The organism is Zoogloea sp. LCSB751 (assembly GCF_002028455.1).
In the GTDB taxonomy this organism is placed as follows: Bacteria; Pseudomonadota; Gammaproteobacteria; order Burkholderiales; family Rhodocyclaceae; genus Zoogloea.
Map to the genome: position 1 here is coordinate 1 of NZ_MWUM01000004.1, position 18,869 is coordinate 18,869.

The following is an 18,869-nucleotide window of genomic DNA, read 5'->3' on the forward strand; positions in this document are numbered from 1 at the left end:
CTGCCGCCGGGCACTCGTCGTTGCCTCGATTTCTTGGAAACATCATGCACAATTTAAACAGAAAATACAACTCTGTTCATATTTAAATTTTGTTTTAAAAAAGGCGGCGCTAAAGCGCCGCCCATTTTTGCCTAGAGCCCTAATCCATCACAGCTCACCAGAAAATCCTCGAAACTGTCTCAGGTTCAACGTTACGGAGGGCGGTTTCAGGAAGTAACGGATGGCCAGACGGCCTGGAGCGAAGGTATAGGTTTCGATGCTCTCGATGATCTGATCAGTGCCGGCGATACAGTTGTGATGATGTACAGCGGCCACATTCCCGTTGATGATGGTCGTCACCACCTCGAGTTGGATCTGGCCGTTGTGCTTGTCCCACATCTCCTCGATGACAAACCAGCCGTCCCTCTGCTTGGACTGACCGACGTATTCGACGTCGAGGCCGTCCGATGCCACTTTCCGATAAAGCCCCATAAAGGTGGCTTTGTCCCTAGCGTTCCAGGCGGCCACCTGGCCATGCGTGAAATGCTCAATGTATGATCTGTCGATCTGCACCACCGTCGTCCTTTCCGCCATGATCAAGGCTGGCGAATGAAATAGCGAACGGTTACGCATCCATCATCATCAAAGCGGTAAAGCTCGATGGTGTCGATAGCCAGGGCGCTACCCTTGATCATGTTGCGGTTGTGGCATGCGACCTCATTGCCATTGATGATAACGGCCACTTCCTCGATCTCGATCTTCGCGTTTTGCTGCTCCCACATGGTTTCCAGCACTGGCCAGCCATTGCTTGGAAGATGGCCGACATATTCGATGGTGAGGCCACCTGGGGCGACGGCACGGTAATGGGCCAGAAAGCCATCCTTGTCACCGCCATTCCAGGCAGTCACCTGACCATGGAGGAAGACCTCGATGGCCTCACGGGTAATTGAGCTCATGATGCTTTGTCCTTTTCGAGCTAAAGATCGACGCCACGCACATTGCGGGCAGTGCCGTTACGGCGGTCGGATTCGCCCCAGCCGAACCAACGGTCCGGCTCGCGGGTATCGCCGATACGGCGCCAGCGTCCTTCCTGCTGGGCCGTAATAGGGAAGCCGCCGACAAAGTCACGCATTTCCCCCTTCGGATCAGGCAGAAACTCCCAGACCTCATCGCCTTCCAGCACAATTTGGGCGCTTTTCACGAAGTAGCTGCCAGGGTTATGCACGACCTCACCCTCAATGGCAGTGGTGCTGCGCACCTCGCCCTTCTCATTCTGGAAAATGGCGTAGCCTAGGTTGTCGTGGCCAACCATGAAAGAGCCAGCATCCCAGGTGCCGTCTTTGTAGATCGTCGCGAAGGACCACCAGATGACATGCATATTGTTTTCCACCACGAGATCCTTGTGGAAGTGGATGGCACCGCCTTCAGCCAGCCAGGCCTGATCAAGAGCGATGACGCCCTTTACCGCCCTGCCCTCGCAGGTGCCGGCAACGTCGTAGAGCTGTGACACATAGAAAGTGCCCCAATCAAGCCCTGGCAGGTACCACTGCATGCCGCAGCCAATCAGCGTGCCCTTTAGCTCGAACAGACCTTCCTCCTTCCATGTCAAGCCTTTTTCCGAAGCGGTGATCATCCATGGATTGCCCGGCTCGCCTTTCAGGCTGGACCAGACAGCAGTGCCATCTTTCAGTGCCCGGTCTGGAAACAGGGTCATGGCCTGAGCGGCCATGCGCGCCCGATCAATGCGAATGCTCTCGCCGTCGATACGTGACGATTGGTAGATGAACTTAGTCGGGTTGGGGCTGCTGCCCGGCGCATTCACCGCCCGCACGACCGCGTAGATGTGACCCTCGCCATCACGCACGCAACCGAACGGCATATGCTTTGTGAGTTTTAGACCGAAGTGATCCCGCAGGTCAGCCAGGCTCTCGCCGCTGACTCGCTGTGGGCCTACCAGGCACTGCCAGACAAAGTCACCCCGTTCAGGGATCGTATTGAAGGTTCTCATAGCGTATTAATCGCTCAGTCCCAGATTACCGGGATCGACGATGCACCACGCAACTGCCCCCCCTGGATCTCGGGGGCGGGCCGCTCTGGGTCTAGGCGGACATTGGGAAAAAGATCAAGGATGGCATTGACCGCGGCCACCAGTTCCAGCTTGGCAACAAACTGCCCAATGCACATATGCGGACCGTAACCGAAAGTGAAAGACGGTTTGAGCTTGCGATCGATATCAAACACATCCGCGTTCTCAAAAACGTCTTCGTCCCGATTGGCGGATGCGATGACACACTGTACCAGCGCTCCCTTGGGAATCATGACGCCGCCTACTTCAACATCACGGGCCGCCTGACGGACCTTGACGGTTGACGTGGGTTCATAACGGATAGCTTCGTCGATCAACTTGGGGACAAGACTACGATCTGCACGGACGCGCTCCACCAGTTCGGGGCGCTGTAGCAACAGGGTCATGATCGAGCTAAATGTGCGGGTCGTCGTTTCCCCACCAGCGGCAACCAACGAGCGCACGAAGGTGGTGATCTCATTGTCATCAAGGCGGCGACCCTCAAACTCGGCCCGAATCAGGCGACTGATGAGATCATCGCCGGCGGCACCTTCCGCGCGCCGATGAGCCACCAATTGAATTACGGCATCGTACAGCCCCTGGCTGGCAGCCACCGCACTCCTCCGGGCGGCCTCCTCCTCGTCCGGGTCGTTCTTGGGGCCGGCAAGGATGGTCAGGCCCATAGCTGCATATTCGTAAAAATCGCCAATGCTTTCCTGTGGAAAACCGATCAAGGCGTAGATAACCCGGATCGGAAAATACAGGGCAAAGTCCATCAAGTCAGCGCGCTTGTTAGGCACAAGCGGCGCAATGAATTCCTCTCGGATCGAACGCTCGATCTCCGCACGCCAGGGGTTGACGCTCTGAGGGGTAAAGACTGGCTGCAACAAGCCTCGGGCATGCCGGTGCTGATCACCATCCATGGCAATGATGATAAGGCCGTCACCGCCAAAGAAGGTACCCAAGCCCTTGGCAATGAAGCCACTCGTGAAGGTGGCCGCGTCCTGAAGGATCGCCTTGATATCGTTGTACTTGAAGACCGCATAGGTTGGATTTCCGTGACGCTGACCGGCATGGGTGGGTACCGACAAACTGGCCATGAAGTCACCCTCCATGACAGGTGCGATCTTGCGCTTCTGCCGGCACAAGGCGTAGATGTCCACGTCCAAGCCACGGTAATTCCTGGATAGGGCTGCAAACGCAGCCTCAAGCTTTTCGGAACGGTGCTGGGTTGCCATTTCTTGTCTCCTTATCGAGTGATGTCGATGCCACCGACTCTTCGGCCTTGCAGCAGGCCGATCGTGGCTTTTAAGTACACAAAAATATAAAGTGTGCACATAAGGAGATGGTAGCTCTTGCACAGAAATTGGATCTCGGCCTCGTTTGACCGTGAGTCAAGCGACGGGAATCCCTCACCTCACGGGAAGGAAGACGATGAAACAGGATCACGCCGTCGTTGTGCAGTCAGCAAGGACAGCCCCGGACAAGCGCGTGACTATCCGGCGTATTGTTAGTGCCGCACGGCAGGAGTTCGCCATCAAGGGGCTTGCCAATGCCCGCATCGAAGTGATCGCCCAAAACGCAGGCGTGACCAAGCAACTCGTCTATCACTACTTCAAGGGCAAGACGGAGTTGTTCGCGTGCGTGCTCGACGAATCGTCTGACGACACGATGTCGCGACTCGTAGCCCTAGACCTGGATCACTTGCCCCCAATTGAAGCCGTGCGCGCGTTTTTGGGCCACATGTTCGACCAGTTTCACGTAAATCCCAGCCTCGGCGCCCTTGCTCAGGAAGGCATCCGCTTTCATGCCAGCCACGCCACACCACACGCCAGGTTCCCCGACCTAGCCCCTTTGCTTGAACGAAAGCTGAAAGCAATCCTGGCGCGTGGAGCGAAGAACGGCGATTTCAAACCCGGCGTGGATGCAAGCCTGCTTTTCACGGCAGCGGGCTTGCTGACTACCGGCGTATTTACTAGCCCTTATCTCGTGTCAGTACTTTCCGGCCTAAACCCGGACGTAGCTGACGATGTGAGAACCTGGCGAAACTACGCTGTGGACTTCGTAATCTCGGCAATCAGCACCTGTGCCGCCAGCCACACAAGTCAATGTCAGTTGCCCACAAAACAGATGCATCTGACTGGTGGAGAGTCCCGCTTGCAGTACTAACTCGCCTGACCCTGAAAATTGGGTCGCCTACAGCGCGCACGACTAGTCCCTTATGAGCTTTACGTCGAACGCCATAGAATCCTCTTCCATATACATCTACTGATAAAGTGAAACCGCCGCCTTTCGGCGGCGGCAGACTATATGAAAAAGCTGGGAAATCAGCGCTTGGCGACCTTGATATCGGTTTCTTCCCAGTCCCAGGTATCAGGGGTGCGGCCCTCATCTCGTAGCTGATACTTAAGCACCCGTCCTTGAGGATTCTTTGGCATGCTGGTACGAAACTCGATGTAACGTGGCAGTGCGTAATAAGGTACTACGTCGGTAGCCCAGAGGAACAGGTCTTCGGCCTTGAGAGTTACACCCTCTCGCAGAATGGCTGTCACCTTCACATCGTCCTCGCCTTTGTCAGATGGCACTGCATGGACTGCAACCTCAAGGATGGCAGGGTGTTTGGCAAAGGCTGACTCCATCTCGAAGCTGGAGATGTTTTCCCCGCGGCGGCGCAAATAGTCCTTCTTCCGATCGACGAAGTAGAAGAAACCCTCATCGTCGAATTTGCCAATGTCACCGGTGTGGAACCACATGTTTCGCATCACCTTAAGGGTGTCTTCAGGGCGGCGCCAGTACCCCTGGAACATGATGTCCGGGCGCAGGGGCCGGACCACCACCTCCCCAGGGGTATTCGCGGGAAGTTCCCGATCCATATCATCCACGATTCGCACATCAAAATCAGGAACACGCTTACCGGACGATCCGGGGGCTGCATATTCGCCCGCAGGCAGGGACGTCACGACGCAGGCTTCGGTCAGTCCATAGCCGTTGCCACCCACCTGACGAGCACCGAAGCGCTCACGCCAAATGGCCTTGATAGGCTCAGTGAAGGGGTTGCCACGAACGGTGTGGATCTGCCCGAAGCAGCGCTTCATGGCATCACTGTCTGGAGCCTGAGCCAATAGCCCGCCCATACTGCCGAGGATAGACGCAATGGTGGCACCCGACCGCTCCACTTCAGGCCAGAAATTCGATACAGAAAAGCGCTCGACGATCGCCACGCGGGCTCCCACCATGATGTTGGAGATAATACCTACACAAAGCGCGTTCATATGAAACAGGGGCAGCGGCGTGATGGTCACATCATCTCCCGTCGCCGGCCCGGCGCGTAATTGAAGGCGGGCCAGATTACACATAAAGTTGTAGCTCAGCATGCAACCCTTGGACGGACCAGTGGTTCCAGACGTGTAGACCAGGCAGGCCAGATCCGCGGGATCTGGCTTGGTCAGGATCGGGGTGTCGTCGTGACCGCGAAACTCATCCAGCGGCGCTACGGGTACGGCGCATTCAACAGTACCGAAAGGAGCTCCCCCTCGGTACAGCACACGCTTCATTTCAGGCAACTCGGCCGAGACAGCCGCGATGCGCGGCAAGAAATCAGCTTCGCAAATCACTAAGGCAGCACCGGCGTCGGCGATCTGGTGACGGAGGAATTCCCCCCTCAACGCGGTATTGACCGGCACACTGACAGCACGCAACTTATTGATGGCCAGCCAGCACACCACAGCGTCGATGTTGTTGCCCAGCATCGTGAGTACCGTTGCGCCGTGGCGTACCCCCAGACTCTCCAAAGAGTGGGCTAGACGTGTGGACAGTCGGTCTACATCGGCATATGTGTAGAGATCACCCGCAAAATCAAGCAGAATCCTGTCCGGATGTGACGCAACTGCCCGATCCAGGGCAGCAATGACAGTATCGCGCTCGCCAATGGTCCAAGTCTCCGGATTTCCCATACCCGCCATGCCCATGTCTCCTTGTCGTGGTCAGCGCCAGAGCCGACGCCGAGTCAGTATTTGTATGTTGCTGCACGAATAAAATATAAACAGAAAACAGAAAAGTGTCAAAATTTAGCAGTGCGGTTTCGCACGCCCCCTGTCGTGGCGTGTGCATGCATAGAAACAGGAAAATGACTGGGGAGGACCCGATGAAACACCCGGAGAAGGATGGCGTCCCAGCCGTCGACGAAGAAAATCAGGCTGACCACGCCAGCACGCCGGTTCGCAAAACGCGTCGCAATCGGCGCTCGGAAGAAACGATTCAGACCATCCTAGAAGTGACAGAGGCTATCATTCTGGAGTCAGGTGCCGATCGCATTTCGATCCTAGATGTATGCAAAGCTGCCGACATAGCACGGGGGACCTTCTATCGCTATTTCTCCTCTCAGGACGAACTACTGGATGCCTTTTCGCGACACAAGCGCGACCGCTTCTATGCTGCACTGATCGAGACCACTGCGCCTCACAAGGATCCGGATGCTCGCCTCGCCGCAATGATCCAGTTCATCAGCGACTACATAAGCAACAACCGCGCCCGACGCCTGCTGATCGTTGCACCAGAATACGCAATGAACTGGTTTCAACGTATATTCCAAGACTCCATCGTCCGCTTTCAAGACGTGCTGTGCATCGTCTTCGATGCGTGGGACGAGCGCCTCGGAGTAAAGCTGGACCGCGAGTTAATCTGCGAGTTGATCATCCGTTATGTGCTAAGCGAGCAACTAGTCCCCGCCGGACCCGATCAGCACAACCTTCCGCGACGCATCGAGCGCTTGGTTAGCGCCCTCGTCACCGGCAAGACGGCCCGCCGCTAGAACACATCAGCAGACCTTATCCTTGATAGGCATGCACCGCCGAAGCACACGGCGCAAGCGAATAAGGCAACCGGTGGAGCTTCCGTCCCAGCCTGATCCATATTGAACAGGGAAAGATCCTGCGATCTAAGCCAGAACCCCTTGCCTCGACAACTGGAACAGCCGGATCGATGCAGGGGTGCTGAAGCCCCGGTCTGCGACTGCGACGACGTCGCCCCCCTCCGAACTCATAGATAGGCTCACCCTGGCGTGCGGCACGATGCAACGATCTTGTGCCCATCCAGATCGCGCACGTAGGCTGCATAAGCGTCGGGGGCAAAAGGACGCGGCCCCGGCATCCCCTCATCGACGGCGCCAAGCGACAAGGCACGACGGTGAAATTCTGCGACCGCAGCCCAGTTAGGCGCGGCAAGCCCCACAGTCAAACCGTTACCCACAGTCGCCATTCCACCATTGCGGGGGTAAAGGACCATGAACTGAGGTGTGTCAGCCCCCCAGCCCAGCACCTTTTCCAGCGTCAGTAGCCGCTTTAACCCAAGGGGCTCCAGTACTGAATCGTAGAAATCCCTGGCTCGTTCAAGGTTGGTCGTACCCAGGGTGATGTGGGTCAGCATCATTCTTTCTCCTCGAGAAGTATCCGTCGTACAGACAAATACATTTTAGTTGAACACTAATTTTATATGTGTACATCAACTTGATCGTCGCTCCTGAGCTCACGTCCGCACCTGGGCAGACTACTTCCTTTCACTAGAGGTAAAACCAAGTTTATGGACAAAAAAAAAGATTGTGATCAAATAACCGCTGGCTGATGCCAGCGGTTACCTGACAAGAGAGACACCAAGAAAAGGAGAGGGAGTGAACGTGCGCAATGAATACGATGTGGTGATCGTCGGCGGTGGCCATAACGGCTTGACCGCTGCCTGCTATCTGGCAGAAGCTGGCAGGACCGTGCTAGTCATCGAAGGACGGGAGAAAATCGGTGGCATGGCCTCGTCGGGCTACCTGATTCCGGAAGCTCCTCGGCACCTGATCCACCCGTGTGCTCTGGACCTAATGTCCCTGCGGGTGCATCCCATGATGCCCCAGGAGTTACAGCTGGAACGCCACGGCTTCCGACAGATAGAAATGGCCCCGGGCTATGTTTACCTCCATCCGAACGGCCACTCCCTTGTCTTCTGGCGCGACCCGGCCAAGACAGCTGCAGAGATCCGGCGATTCTCCGAACAAGATGCAAAGGAATTTCTCGCCCTCATGAAGCTGATCGACGCTTTCATGGATATGGCCATCCCAATGATGCGGGTTGATCCTTCTCAGCGGAACCTAGGTGCCAAGTGGGAGGCTCTCAAAGCTGTGCTGCGCAATCGCCACCTTAAACCGGAGATCATGGCGCTGATCGGCAGCCCAGCCTTCGTGTCGATCATGGAGCGCTTCGAACATCCGATCACCCAGTCTGCCATGTGCGCCCTGCTTGGTGCTGCTGGACCAATCACTAACGAAGCAACCGGAATTTACTTCGCCTTGCTGGGCTTCATCCACCGCTTCGGGCTTGGTCGAGCCGTAGGCGGGATGCAGACGCTTTCAAATGCCCTCACTGCCCGCCTTACAGAGCTTGGCGGAGAAATCCGCCTTGCCACTCCCGTAAAAGAAATCGTTGCTGAAGGGGGGCGGACAACGGGCGTCCGTCTGCGCGACGGCAGCCTAATCAAGGCAAAAGCAGTGGTCGCATCTATCCACCCCAAAATGGCCCTCGAAATGGTTACTCCAGGAGCGCTGGAGCGTCGTGTATTGACACGCATTGCCTTGGCGCCAGCGAACGGGCACGGTGCATCTCCCCTCAAAGTAGATGTGGCATTACGTGGTCAGGTGCAGTACCGGCGCCACGAGGCATTGCGCCCCGACGGGCTGAGTCTGCGCAAGTGCGTACACCTGATAGGTACAGTCGAGGCTGTACTTGAGAACTTTCGCAGTTCCGCCCGGGGCGAAGTGCCCAAACTGCCGTATATGTGGATCACCGCGCCCAGCGCCGTCGATCCTGGTCAAGCGCCGGAAGGACAGGATGTGGCCTACCTCTATCCGGTTGCGATGCCGGTAGAGCCACGTGATGGCTGGGATGCGATCCGCAGCCAAGTGGGGCAGCAGGTCATCGAACAGGCAAGCCAGTACATGGAAGGCTTGACGGAGTTCGAGATCGGCCGCCGAGTCGAGGCAGCCCCCGACTTGGCCGCGAGGCTCAATGTACATCGAGGTTGCGTAGTGCATGTGGACACCTGCACGACGCGATCGGCGCTGATGCGCCCAGCCCCCGGACTCGGTGGGGACACGCTACCGGTCGCAGGTCTTTTCCTTGGTGGTGCAGGCATTCATCCAGGCGGAGGCATAAACGGCCTCCCCGGACGCATCGCTGCGGGGCGTGTGAATCGATATCTCGGAAAATAACATTGTCCTAGCTGTCTGCTCAATGCACGTTCCCGACAATCGATGCTCGTAACTTCCCGTGGGTGGGGAGCACTACCTGTCTCTGACCAGTCAAGGAAGCTGGTCAGAGACAAAACACTGTTTTCGATCGAGGCACGCCAGATACGCCTTACAGCGATGTGAATCCCGCTAAACTTGTCGATCTGCAACTCGGCCATAACACAAATGAGTTGCTGAGACAGGTCGAACATCTGGAGCCGATCATGCTGCGCATCAAGCAGAACAATGGGATTCGAGACGACATCCTGCGTCTCCAACGTACGGCCCACACTGTGATCAACGGGGCGCCGCTCAGCAAGCCATACGAGGAGGATTTGTGGGAGGCGCAAGCAACACAGGTAGAAGCGTTTCAGTTGATGGCCAGGATGTGCATCACATTGCTATCGCGAATCAGCCCCTCAAGGGGCCTGAACCGCTCCTGGATGATTGATCGGCATGGGTCCTCACCTATCTGCGCATGATGCTTCCGTGAGATCCCACCCAGTTTCTGCAGATATCCAGTCCCACGGCATCGAACTCGGTTTATAGCGATGTAATGAGGTGTAGACCGTCACAGTAATGAGCATCGTTAGATGCTGATGAAAAAGGCAGTTGATGCGCCAGAGTCCTGTCGATTTTTTCGGGCTATACGCAGGGCAAATTCAGTAATGACACAATCTGGCAAGCAAAGATTTTCCCTGCTTAGCAGGTACACACCCTTTTAACGAGCGCATGCCCGCGCGTCGGACATCTTCGTCGGATGTCGGGAGTTCTTGGGCGGCATTGATCAGGTCTCGCGCAGAGCTTACGCAATCCGCGATCCATTGGCCGCTTCATGAGTCAAAGGTTAAAAAATGACATACTCATGGGTAGTCTTGCGCTTCCTAGCCCTGCCGCTGGTGACCGCCGCGCTGGCTGGATGCGCAGACCTGGCACCGCCACACCAGCGCGGCCCGTTTCCCGTTCCCGCCACCTATGCCGAGGTTCCTGCCGCCGAGGCCGAAAGCCCGGCGATGGAAATCTGCTGGCGGGACTACTTTGCCGATGGCCGCCTGCGCCAGCTGCTCGCCCAGGCACTGGCGACCAACCGGGACGTGAAGGTCGCGCTGCTACGCGTCGAGGAGGCCCGTGCCACCTATGGCATCCAGCGCGCCGACCGATTGCCGACCCTCGCCGCTGGCGTAGACATGGCGCGTTCGCGGGTGCCGGGCGACCTGAGCGTCAGCGGACAACCGGTCGTCGGTGGGCAATACCAGGTTGGCGTCGGCTTCACCAGTTGGGAACTGGATTTCTGGGGCCGCGTACGCAGTCTTGAAGCGGCTGCTCTGGAGAATTACCTGGCCACCGAGGCGGCCCATCGGGCTGCCGTGCTGAGCCTGGTGACCCAGGTGGCCAACGGCTATCTGGGCCTTGGCGAACTGGATGAACGCCTGGCCCTGGCCCGGCGCAGTGCGTCCAGTCGGGCGGAGACCCTGCGAATCTTCCGGCGCCGGGTGGAACTGGGCGCAACGTCCAAACTGGAGCTGACCCAGGTTGAAGTACTGTGGCAGCAGGCAAGCACCCTGGTGGCCCAGCTGGAGCAGGCCCGGGCGGCCCAGGCCCAGGCGCTGGCCCTGCTGGCCGGCCAGGAGGCCGGCAGCCTGCGCACCGCTGACCGGCTCGACGGCTTGGCGGTGTTCCGCGAGCTGCAGCCCGGCCTGCCGTCCGAACTGCTGACTTCCCGGCCCGACATCGTTGCCGCCGAGCATGCCCTGAAAGCAGCCAACGCCAATATCGGCGCGGCCCGTGCAGCGTTCTTCCCGCGCATTGCGCTGACCGCCTCGGCCGGCACCGCCAGCGCCGAGCTGGACGGCCTGTTCCAGGGCGGTAGCCGTGCATGGACCGTGGCGCCGAGCGTTTCCCTGCCGATTTTCGACAGCGGGCGCCGGGAGGCCGCCCTCGAAGTCACCCGGCTACGTCGTGAGCAGGCCCTGGCGCGCTACCAGCAGACCATCCAGGCTGCGTTCCGCGATGTGTCCGATGCCTTGTCGGCGCGCCACTGGCTCGACGAGCAAGTGCATACCCTCAGAGCTTCCCAGACCGTGCAGAGCGAACGCGCCCGCCTGGCCAAGCTGCGCTACGACAGCGGCGCGGCCCGCTACCTGGAGGTGCTCGACGCCGAGCGCGAACTGCTGGTTGTCGAGCAGCAATTGGTACAGACCCGGCGGGCCCTGCTCAGTGCCCAGGTCGCCCTGTATGCCGCGCTGGGTGGTGGCTCGCAAGCGGGGGGCAATGCGGCCGAAGGCTGCGCCGAATGACCAAAACGAGAATGTGGGCTACGCCATGAACACCACTGTTAGGAAAATCATCCCCGTCATCCTGCTCGCGGCGGCCGGGGCCTATTTCGCCTGGAATGCCTGGCTTGGGGACGGCCACACGGAAGGGCTGAGCAGCGGCAACGGCCGCATCGAGGCCACGGAAGTGGATGTCGCCACCAAGCTGGCCGGCCGCATCGACGACATCCTCGTGCGCGAAGGCGATTTTGTTACCGCCGGCCAGCCGCTGGCGCACATGCAGGTACGGAGCCTGCAGGCCCAGCGGGATGAGGCTGAGGCGCGTTACCAGCAGGCTCTGCAGGCGGTGGCCGGCGCTGAGGCGGCGGTGGCCGCGCGGGACAGTGACCAGCAGGCGGCCCAGGCGCTGGTGGTCCAGCGGGAGAGCGAGCTTGACGCTGCCAGGCGCCGTCTGGCCCGTTCCGAAACCCTGGCTGGCGAGGGCGCCTCGTCGGGCCAGGAGCTCGATGACGATCGCGCCCGTTTTCGCAGTGCCCAGGCTGCCGTAGTGGCCACCAAGGCCCAGGTAGATGCAGCCCGCGCAGCCACCGCGGCGGCCCGCAGCCAGGTGACCGGGGCCAGGTCCACCGTCGCTGCGGTCAAGGCGACCGTTGCGCGCATTGATGCGGACCTCGCCGACAACGTGCTTACGGCTCCCCGCGACGGCCGCGTGCAATACCGGGTCGCCCAGCCCGGCGAGGTGTTGGGGCCGGGGGGTAAGGTCCTCAACCTGGTGGATCTGTCGGATGTGTATATGAGTTTCTTCCTGCCCGAAACGGTTGCCGGCAAGGTGGCTCTGGGCAGCGAGGTACGCATCGTGCTGGATGTGGCGCCCGATTTCGTGATTCCGGCCAAGGTCTCCTTCGTGGCCAGCACGGCGCAGTTCACGCCGAAGACGGTGGAAACCGCCAGCGAGCGCCAGAAGCTGATGTTCCGCGTGAAGGCGCACATCGATCGTGAACTGCTCGACAAGTACAAGGATCAGGTGAAGACCGGCCTGCCCGGCGTGGCGTGGGTCAAGACCGATCCGCAGGCGCCATGGTCTGCTCAGCTGGAGAAGAAAGCCACGCCATGAATTCACTGCCCCCGGTGGTCCGCTTGGCCGCCGTCACGCTGAGCTATCGTGGCGCCCTTGCGCTTGATGCGGTGACGCTGGACGTGCCGGCCGGCTGCATGGTCGGCCTGATCGGTCCCGACGGGGTCGGCAAGTCCAGCCTGCTGTCCCTTGTGGCCGGCGCCCGTGCCGTGCAACAGGGGCGGGTCGAGGCATTGGGCGGAGACATGGGCGGCAAGGGCCACCGGGACGTGGTGTGCCCGCGCATCGCCTACATGCCCCAGGGCCTAGGCAAGAACCTCTACCCGACCCTGTCGGTCGAGGAGAACCTGCAGTTCTTCGCCCGCCTGTTCGGCCACGGCCACGCCGAGCGGCGGCGGCGCATCGACGAGTTGACCCGCAGCACCGGGCTGTATTCCTTTCTGGATCGTCCGGCCGGCAAGTTGTCCGGCGGCATGAAGCAGAAGCTTGGCCTGTGTTGTGCGCTGATCCACGACCCGGATCTGCTGATCCTCGACGAGCCCACCACCGGCGTCGATCCGCTGGCCCGCGCCCAGTTCTGGGCTTTGATCGCGCGTATCCGCCAGAGCCGGCCCGCCATGAGCGTGATGGTCGCTACCGCCTACATGGACGAAGCCCAGCGCTTCGACTGGTTGGTGGCGATGGATGCCGGCCGGGTGCTGGCCACCGGTACGCCGGTGGAGTTGATGGCCAAGAGCGGCGTCGCGACCCTGGAGGACGCCTTCATCGGCCTGCTGCCCGAGGGAAAGCGGCGCGGCCACAAGGCGGTGGAGATTCCTCCGCTGGAAGACGGCGGTGAAGGGGACATCGCCATCGAGGCTCGCGGCCTGACCATGCGCTTCAACGATTTCGTGGCGGTGGACCATGTCAGTTTCCGCATCCGGCGCGGCGAGATCTTCGGCTTTCTGGGCTCCAACGGCTGTGGCAAGTCCACCACCATGAAGATGCTCACCGGCCTGCTGGCGGCCAGCAAGGGTGAGGCTTGGTTGTTCGGTCAGCCGGTGGATCCGAAGGACGTCGCAACCCGCCGCCGGGTCGGCTACATGTCCCAGGCCTTTTCCCTTTACGGGGAACTGACGGTACGCCAGAACCTGGTGCTGCATGCCCGCCTGTTCCACGTGCCGGCGGTTGAGGTGCCGGCCCGGGTAGACGAGATGGTGGCGCGCTTCGGCCTTGCAGAGGTGCTCGACACCCTGCCCGAGAACCTGCCGCTGGGCATCCGCCAGCGCCTGTCCTTGGCGGTGGCGATGGTGCACAAGCCGGAACTGCTGATCCTCGACGAACCCACTTCTGGGGTTGACCCGATCGCCCGCGACAACTTCTGGCGCCTGATGATCGAACTGGCCCGCCGTGACAGGGTGACGATCTTCATCTCCACTCATTTCATGAATGAGGCCGAGCGCTGCGACCGCATGTCGATGATGCACGCCGGGCGGGTGCTCGACAGTGATGCACCGGCCGCGCTGATCGCCAAGCGCGGCAAGGCGACGCTGGAAGAGGCCTTCATCGACTACCTCGTCGAGGCTGGCGGCGGCAGCGAAGCCGAGGGTGCCACGGTCGCAGCGGTAGCGGCCCCGCCGGTGCCTGTCGCCGGTTCGAGTCTCGCCGCGCGGGTGCGCCGCAGTCTGGGACGCATCTACAGCTACGTATGGCGCGAAAGCCTGGAGCTGCAGCGCGACCCACTGCGCGCCGCGCTGGCCTTGGTCGGGTCGCTGGTACTGATGTTCGTGATGGGCTTCGGCATCAGCATGGACGTAGAGAACCTGCGCTACGCGGTGCTCGACCGGGACCAGACTCAGCTGAGCCGCAACTACGTGCTCAATCTGGCCGGTTCGCGCTATTTCAGCGAGCGAACGCCGCTGGCCGACTACGCCGCGCTCGACCGGCGCATGCGGAGTGGGGAATTGTCGCTGGCCATCGAGATTCCGCCGGGCTTCGCCCGCGACGTGGCCCGCGGTAAGCCGGTGCAGATCGGTGCTTGGATCGACGGGGCGATGCCCCAGCGCGCCGAGACGGTCGGCGGCTACGTGCAGGGCATGCACCAGCAATGGCTGCTCGATCAGGCGCGGGAGCAGGACGGGGGCAGCGATGCCAGCCTGGCCCGCGTTGAGACGCGCTACCGCTACAACCCGGATGTGAAGAGCCTGCCGGCGATGGTGCCGGCGGTGATACCGCTATTGCTGCTGATGCTGCCGGCCATGCTGACGGCGCTGGCGGTGGTGCGCGAGAAGGAGCTGGGCTCGATCATCAACCTGTACGTCACGCCGGTGACCCGCAGCGAATTCCTGCTCGGCAAGCAGGCACCCTACGTGATGCTGGCGATGCTGAACTTTGTGCTGATGTGCCTCATGGCCGTCACCGTTTTCGACGTGCCGGTAAGCGGCAGCTTCCCGACCCTGCTGGCAGCGGCCTTCCTGTTCTGCCTTTGCGCGACTGGCATGGGTCTGCTGGCGTCCACCGTGACCCGCAGCCAGACCGCGGCGATGTTCCTGGCGGCCATTGGCACCATGATCCCGGCGATCCAGTTTGCCGGGCTGATCAATCCGGTGGCTGCGCTGGAGGGTGGGGGGCGCGTGTTGGGCGAGATATACCCGGCGTCCCACATGTTCACGATCAGCCGCGGGGTGTTCAGCAAGGCACTGGGTTTTGCCGACCTGCACGGCGAGTTCTGGCCGCTGCTGATTGCCGTCCCGGTGATCATTGGCGTGGCCATCGCATTGCTCAAGAAGCAGGAGAGCTGAATGCGCAATCATCTGATGAACATTTACCGTCTTGGCGTGAAGGAGCTGTGGAGCCTGCGCCGTGACCCGATGATGCTGTTCCTGATCGGCTGGACCTTCACGGTGGCCATCTACATGGCGGCCACGACCGTGCCGGAGACGCTCCACAAGGCCCCCATCGCCATCGTGGACGAAGACCAGTCGGCCCTGTCGCAACGCATCGCCGCCGCCTTCTATCTGCCGCGCTTCACGCCGCCTGCCCAAATTGCGGTGAACGAGGTGGACCCGGCGCTGGATGCCGGGCGCTTCACCTTCGTGCTGGACATCCCACCCAACTTCCAGCGCGACGTGCTGGCCGGCCGCTCGCCAGGCTTACAGCTCAACGTGGACGCCACCCGCATGAGCCAAGCCTTCAGCGGCAACGCCTACGTGCAGCAGATCGTCATGGGCGAGGTGGGCGAGTTCGTGCAGCGTTACCGGGGCAGCGCCACGCCGCCAGTGGACCTGGCCCTGCGGGCACGCTTCAACCCGTCCCTCGAACAGTCCTGGTTCGGTGGGCTGATGGAGGTGGTCAACAACGTGACCATGCTGTCGATCATCCTCACCGGTGCAGCCCTGATCCGTGAGCGGGAGCACGGCACCATCGAGCACCTGCTGGTGATGCCGGTGACCCCGACGGAAATCATGTTCGCCAAGGTGTGGGCCTGCGCCCTGGTGGTGGTGGTCGCGGCCACGATATCCCTGAATCTGGTGATCCGCGGCGCTCTGCATGTGCCGATCGAGGGTTCGCTGGCGTTGTTCCTGGTTGGGACGACGCTGCATCTGTTCGCTACCACCTCGATGGGCATCTTCATGGCGACGATCGCCCGCAGCATGCCTCAGTTCGGGCTGCTGCTGATGCTGACCCTGATGCCGCTGCAGATCCTGTCCGGCAGCCTGACCCCGCGGGAGAGCATGCCGGTGCTGGTGCAGAATCTGATGCTGCTGGCGCCGACCACCCACTTTACCGAGCTCAGTCAGGCCATCTTGTTCCGCGGGGCGGGCCTCGACATCGTCTGGGAACCCTTCCTGTGGCTTGTGGTGATCGGCGCGGTGCTTTTTTCCCTGTCGCTGGCCCGCTTCCGCAAGGCCATCGCACAAATAGCTTGAACTGATTCGTAGCCAGAAGATTCGGCGGAGGTATTTTCACTTCGGCTAACAGGCTGATGCAGAACCCAGTGAACGATCCGGCCACCCACCTGTCCTAGCCGTACCCCTCGAACCCCAGGCACAGCACCGATGCGCGGCGAAGTCGATCCCCAGTCCTCGATGTTCCACTATTTCTCGGTCGAGTCCCGGATTCCGGCCGATCATCCGCTGCGTCCGGTGAAGAAACTGGCCGACTCGGCACTCTCGGCGATTTCCGCGGAACTCGATGGGCTTTACGCCAAGGGCGGCCGACCGTCGATTCCGCCGGAGCGGTTGCTCAAGGCTCAGTTGCTGATCGCGTTTTACTCGGTGCGCTCGGATCGGCAGTTCTGTGAGCAACTCGATTACAACCTGCTGTTTCGCTGGTTTCTCGATCTGGACCTGGAGTCGGGTGGATTGGATCAATCCAATTTCAGCCGCCTGCGCGAGCGATTGGTGGAAACGGACATCGCCCGTCGTTTCTTTGACGAAGTGGTGCGTCTGGCCCACAAGGACAAGCTGCTGTCGTCCGATCACTTCACCGTGGATGGCACCTTGATCGACGCTTGGGCATCCTTCAAGAGCTTCAAGCGCAAGGACGACGACGAGCCCCCCCAAGCCCGGCGGTGACGGTACCGGCATGGTGGACTTCAAAGGCGAGAAGCGTTCCAACGCCACCCACCGGAGCACGACCGATCCCGACGCGAAGCTCATGAGGAAAGGCAACGGCCAACCGGCCAAGCTCAGTTACGGCGGCCATGCGCTCATGGAGAACCGCAGCGGCCTGTGTATCGATCTGCTCATCACCGACGCCACCCTGGCTGAGCACAAAGCCGCCCGCCAACTGCTCACCCGCGCCCGGCGCCGCAGGATTCATCCCAAGACGCTGGGGGCCGACAAGGGCTACCACGTGAAGGACTTCGTCCAGCACCTGCGCGAGCACCGGATCAAGCCGCACATCGCGCGCATTGACGGACGCAATACGCCGGGCCTCGATGGGCGGACGACCTGCACCGAGGGCTACAAGGTGAGCCAGCGCAAGAGAAAGCGGATTGAAGAGATCTTCGGCTGGCTGAAGACGGTGGGTGGAATGAGAAAGACCCATTTCATCGGAGAAGCCCGAACCCAGATCGCCGCCTATTTGTCGGCAGCGGCGTACAACCTGCTGCGGATTGCGAAATTGCAGACGATGGGGAGTGCGGCCTGAAGCGGCACTTGGAATCGGGTGAAAACCCATTTCCCTGCCCAGTCTATGGGCATAAAAATGGGATTGAGAATCCAATTTCGGGAATGAAGTCATGAGAGATCAAACAACGGGCATCAGGCTGGACGTGGGGCCTGAGCTTTTTGCATCGGCCTGTTAAGGAACAGGAGAACGCCTCCATGTTCGGCGATAGATCACTGCTTGTCTTCGAACGAGATGGCTCAGGCGGGCTACCCGCTTCTGGGGTGACCATGCTGATTGAAGGCGAGAAAGCGGAAGTCATCAACATCGTTCCGCTCGAAAAAAGTCAGTTGTCTGCCCAGGAGTACAACGCAGTCCTAGGGAATCCCTGATTAATTCATTAGCATAGCCCGGGCTTGGTAAAATTGCCGGCATTGCCGACAGACGAATTCACTGACACCCATGAAGCAAATCTCCTTTGCCAGGCTGGCCGAAGCCGGGAAGAAGCGGAAGACGAAACGCGAACGCTTCCTGGAAGAGATGGAAACGGTGGTGCCGTGGCCGGCGCTGGTGGCGCTGATCGAGCCGCACTACCCGAAGGCGGGCAAGGGGCGCCGACCGAGGGGCCTGGAGACCATGCTGCGCATCTACTTCATGCAGCAGTGGTTCAACCTCTCCGATCCCGGCATGGAAGACGCCCTCTACGACGTCGCCTGCATGCGGGCCTTCGCCCGGCTCGAGCTGTTCGACGAGTCGATGCCGGACGAGACGACGATTCTGAAGTTCCGCCGGCTGCTGGAGAAGCATCAATTGACGGCGGCGATCATGAACGCCATCAACGACACCCTGGAACAGAAGGGCTTGCTGCTCAAGGGCGGCACCATGGTCGACGCCACCATCATCCATGCTCCGCCCTCGACCAAGAACGAGGCGAAGCAGCGCGATCCGGAAATGCGCCAGACCAAGAAGGGCAACCAGTGGTGTGTGTCACGAACACAGGCGGCAGACCTGTGGTGCTGTACTGAAGATGGGAGTAGGCCTCCCGAAGCCGGCTTGCAGGAGCAGGCTTCAAACCACCCGGTGCTGCTGCGTTCAAAAGACGTGGTGGTGAGCGACCGGGCG

The 18,869-nt window shown here is 60.4% G+C and carries 15 protein-coding genes and 2 pseudogenes; 11 read left to right on the plus strand and 6 right to left on the minus strand.

Annotated elements, in window-relative coordinates; genetic code table 11:
* Positions 1 to 147: 147 nt before the first annotated feature.
* Genes B4920_RS05900 through B4920_RS05915 form a run of 4 tightly spaced genes read right to left on the minus strand, consistent with a single transcriptional unit; the run spans position 148 to position 3,282 of the window.
* Positions 148 to 612 carry a nuclear transport factor 2 family protein gene (locus tag B4920_RS05900; protein ID WP_254050845.1) on the minus strand — a complete coding sequence of 155 codons (465 nt, stop codon included), beginning with the start codon at positions 610 to 612 and terminating at the stop codon, positions 148 to 150.
* The gene (locus B4920_RS05905; protein ID WP_079433706.1) at positions 576 to 935 is read right to left on the minus strand and encodes a hypothetical protein; all 360 of its coding nucleotides are present in this window, start codon (positions 933 to 935) and stop codon (positions 576 to 578) included. The genes B4920_RS05900 and B4920_RS05905 overlap by 37 nt, the downstream gene beginning before the upstream one ends.
* Positions 936 to 955: 20 nt before the next feature.
* Positions 956 to 1,987 carry a hypothetical protein gene (locus tag B4920_RS05910; protein ID WP_079433707.1) on the minus strand — a complete coding sequence of 344 codons (1,032 nt, stop codon included), beginning with the start codon at positions 1,985 to 1,987 and terminating at the stop codon, positions 956 to 958.
* Between the two features lie 14 nt (positions 1,988 to 2,001).
* Positions 2,002 to 3,282: a cytochrome P450 gene (locus tag B4920_RS05915; RefSeq protein WP_079433708.1), complete on the minus strand. Its 1,281-nt coding sequence runs from the start codon at positions 3,280 to 3,282 to the stop codon at positions 2,002 to 2,004.
* Positions 3,283 to 3,478: 196 nt separating this feature from the next.
* Here B4920_RS05915 and B4920_RS05920 point away from each other — a divergent pair, with 196 nt between their 5' ends.
* Positions 3,479 to 4,213 (plus strand): TetR/AcrR family transcriptional regulator, encoded by a 735-nt coding sequence (locus B4920_RS05920; RefSeq protein ID WP_079433709.1) that lies wholly within the window; start codon positions 3,479 to 3,481, stop codon positions 4,211 to 4,213.
* A gap of 158 nt (positions 4,214 to 4,371) precedes the next feature.
* On the opposite strand, the gene B4920_RS05925 is transcribed toward B4920_RS05920, so the two are convergent.
* The gene (locus B4920_RS05925; RefSeq protein WP_079433710.1) at positions 4,372 to 6,006 is read right to left on the minus strand and encodes an ATP-dependent acyl-CoA ligase; all 1,635 of its coding nucleotides are present in this window, start codon (positions 6,004 to 6,006) and stop codon (positions 4,372 to 4,374) included.
* A gap of 182 nt (positions 6,007 to 6,188) precedes the next feature.
* Between B4920_RS05925 and B4920_RS05930 the strand changes: the two genes are divergently transcribed.
* Entirely contained in the window at positions 6,189 to 6,854 is a 666-nt protein-coding gene (locus tag B4920_RS05930; protein ID WP_254050846.1) for a TetR/AcrR family transcriptional regulator, read from the plus strand.
* 239 nt (positions 6,855 to 7,093) lie between these two features.
* On the opposite strand, the gene B4920_RS05935 is transcribed toward B4920_RS05930, so the two are convergent.
* Positions 7,094 to 7,471 carry a VOC family protein gene (locus tag B4920_RS05935; protein WP_079433712.1) on the minus strand — a complete coding sequence of 126 codons (378 nt, stop codon included), beginning with the start codon at positions 7,469 to 7,471 and terminating at the stop codon, positions 7,094 to 7,096.
* A 238-nt stretch (positions 7,472 to 7,709) separates the two neighbouring features.
* Here B4920_RS05935 and B4920_RS05940 point away from each other — a divergent pair, with 238 nt between their 5' ends.
* From B4920_RS05940 to B4920_RS05975, 9 genes and pseudogenes are all read left to right on the plus strand, one after another.
* On the plus strand, positions 7,710 to 9,290 hold the full coding sequence (locus B4920_RS05940; RefSeq protein WP_079433713.1) for an NAD(P)/FAD-dependent oxidoreductase: 1,581 nt from the start codon (positions 7,710 to 7,712) through the stop codon (positions 9,288 to 9,290).
* A gap of 242 nt (positions 9,291 to 9,532) precedes the next feature.
* Positions 9,533 to 9,790, plus strand: a complete 258-nt coding sequence (locus tag B4920_RS05945) for a hypothetical protein (RefSeq protein WP_079433714.1) — start codon at positions 9,533 to 9,535, stop codon at positions 9,788 to 9,790.
* A gap of 372 nt (positions 9,791 to 10,162) precedes the next feature.
* The gene (locus B4920_RS05950) at positions 10,163 to 11,605 is read left to right on the plus strand and encodes an efflux transporter outer membrane subunit (RefSeq protein ID WP_079433715.1); all 1,443 of its coding nucleotides are present in this window, start codon (positions 10,163 to 10,165) and stop codon (positions 11,603 to 11,605) included.
* Between the two features lie 25 nt (positions 11,606 to 11,630).
* On the plus strand, positions 11,631 to 12,695 hold the full coding sequence (locus tag B4920_RS05955) for an HlyD family secretion protein (protein WP_079433930.1): 1,065 nt from the start codon (positions 11,631 to 11,633) through the stop codon (positions 12,693 to 12,695).
* A complete protein-coding gene (rbbA, locus tag B4920_RS05960) occupies positions 12,692 to 15,436 on the plus strand; it encodes a ribosome-associated ATPase/putative transporter RbbA (protein ID WP_079433716.1) in 2,745 nt (914 codons plus the stop codon). The genes B4920_RS05955 and rbbA overlap by 4 nt, the downstream gene beginning before the upstream one ends.
* Positions 15,437 to 16,564, plus strand: coding sequence for an ABC transporter permease (locus B4920_RS05965; RefSeq protein WP_079433717.1), 1,128 nt, complete (start codon positions 15,437 to 15,439; stop codon positions 16,562 to 16,564).
* A 129-nt stretch (positions 16,565 to 16,693) separates the two neighbouring features.
* Positions 16,694 to 17,789 (plus strand): annotated as a pseudogene (locus B4920_RS05970) (IS5 family transposase).
* Between the two features lie 176 nt (positions 17,790 to 17,965).
* On the plus strand, positions 17,966 to 18,139 hold the full coding sequence (locus B4920_RS29450; protein WP_161493243.1) for a hypothetical protein: 174 nt from the start codon (positions 17,966 to 17,968) through the stop codon (positions 18,137 to 18,139).
* Positions 18,140 to 18,209: 70 nt separating this feature from the next.
* Positions 18,210 to 18,728: pseudogene (locus B4920_RS05975) on the plus strand (IS5 family transposase); the annotation flags it as partial.
* Between the last annotated feature and the right edge of the window lie 141 nt (positions 18,729 to 18,869).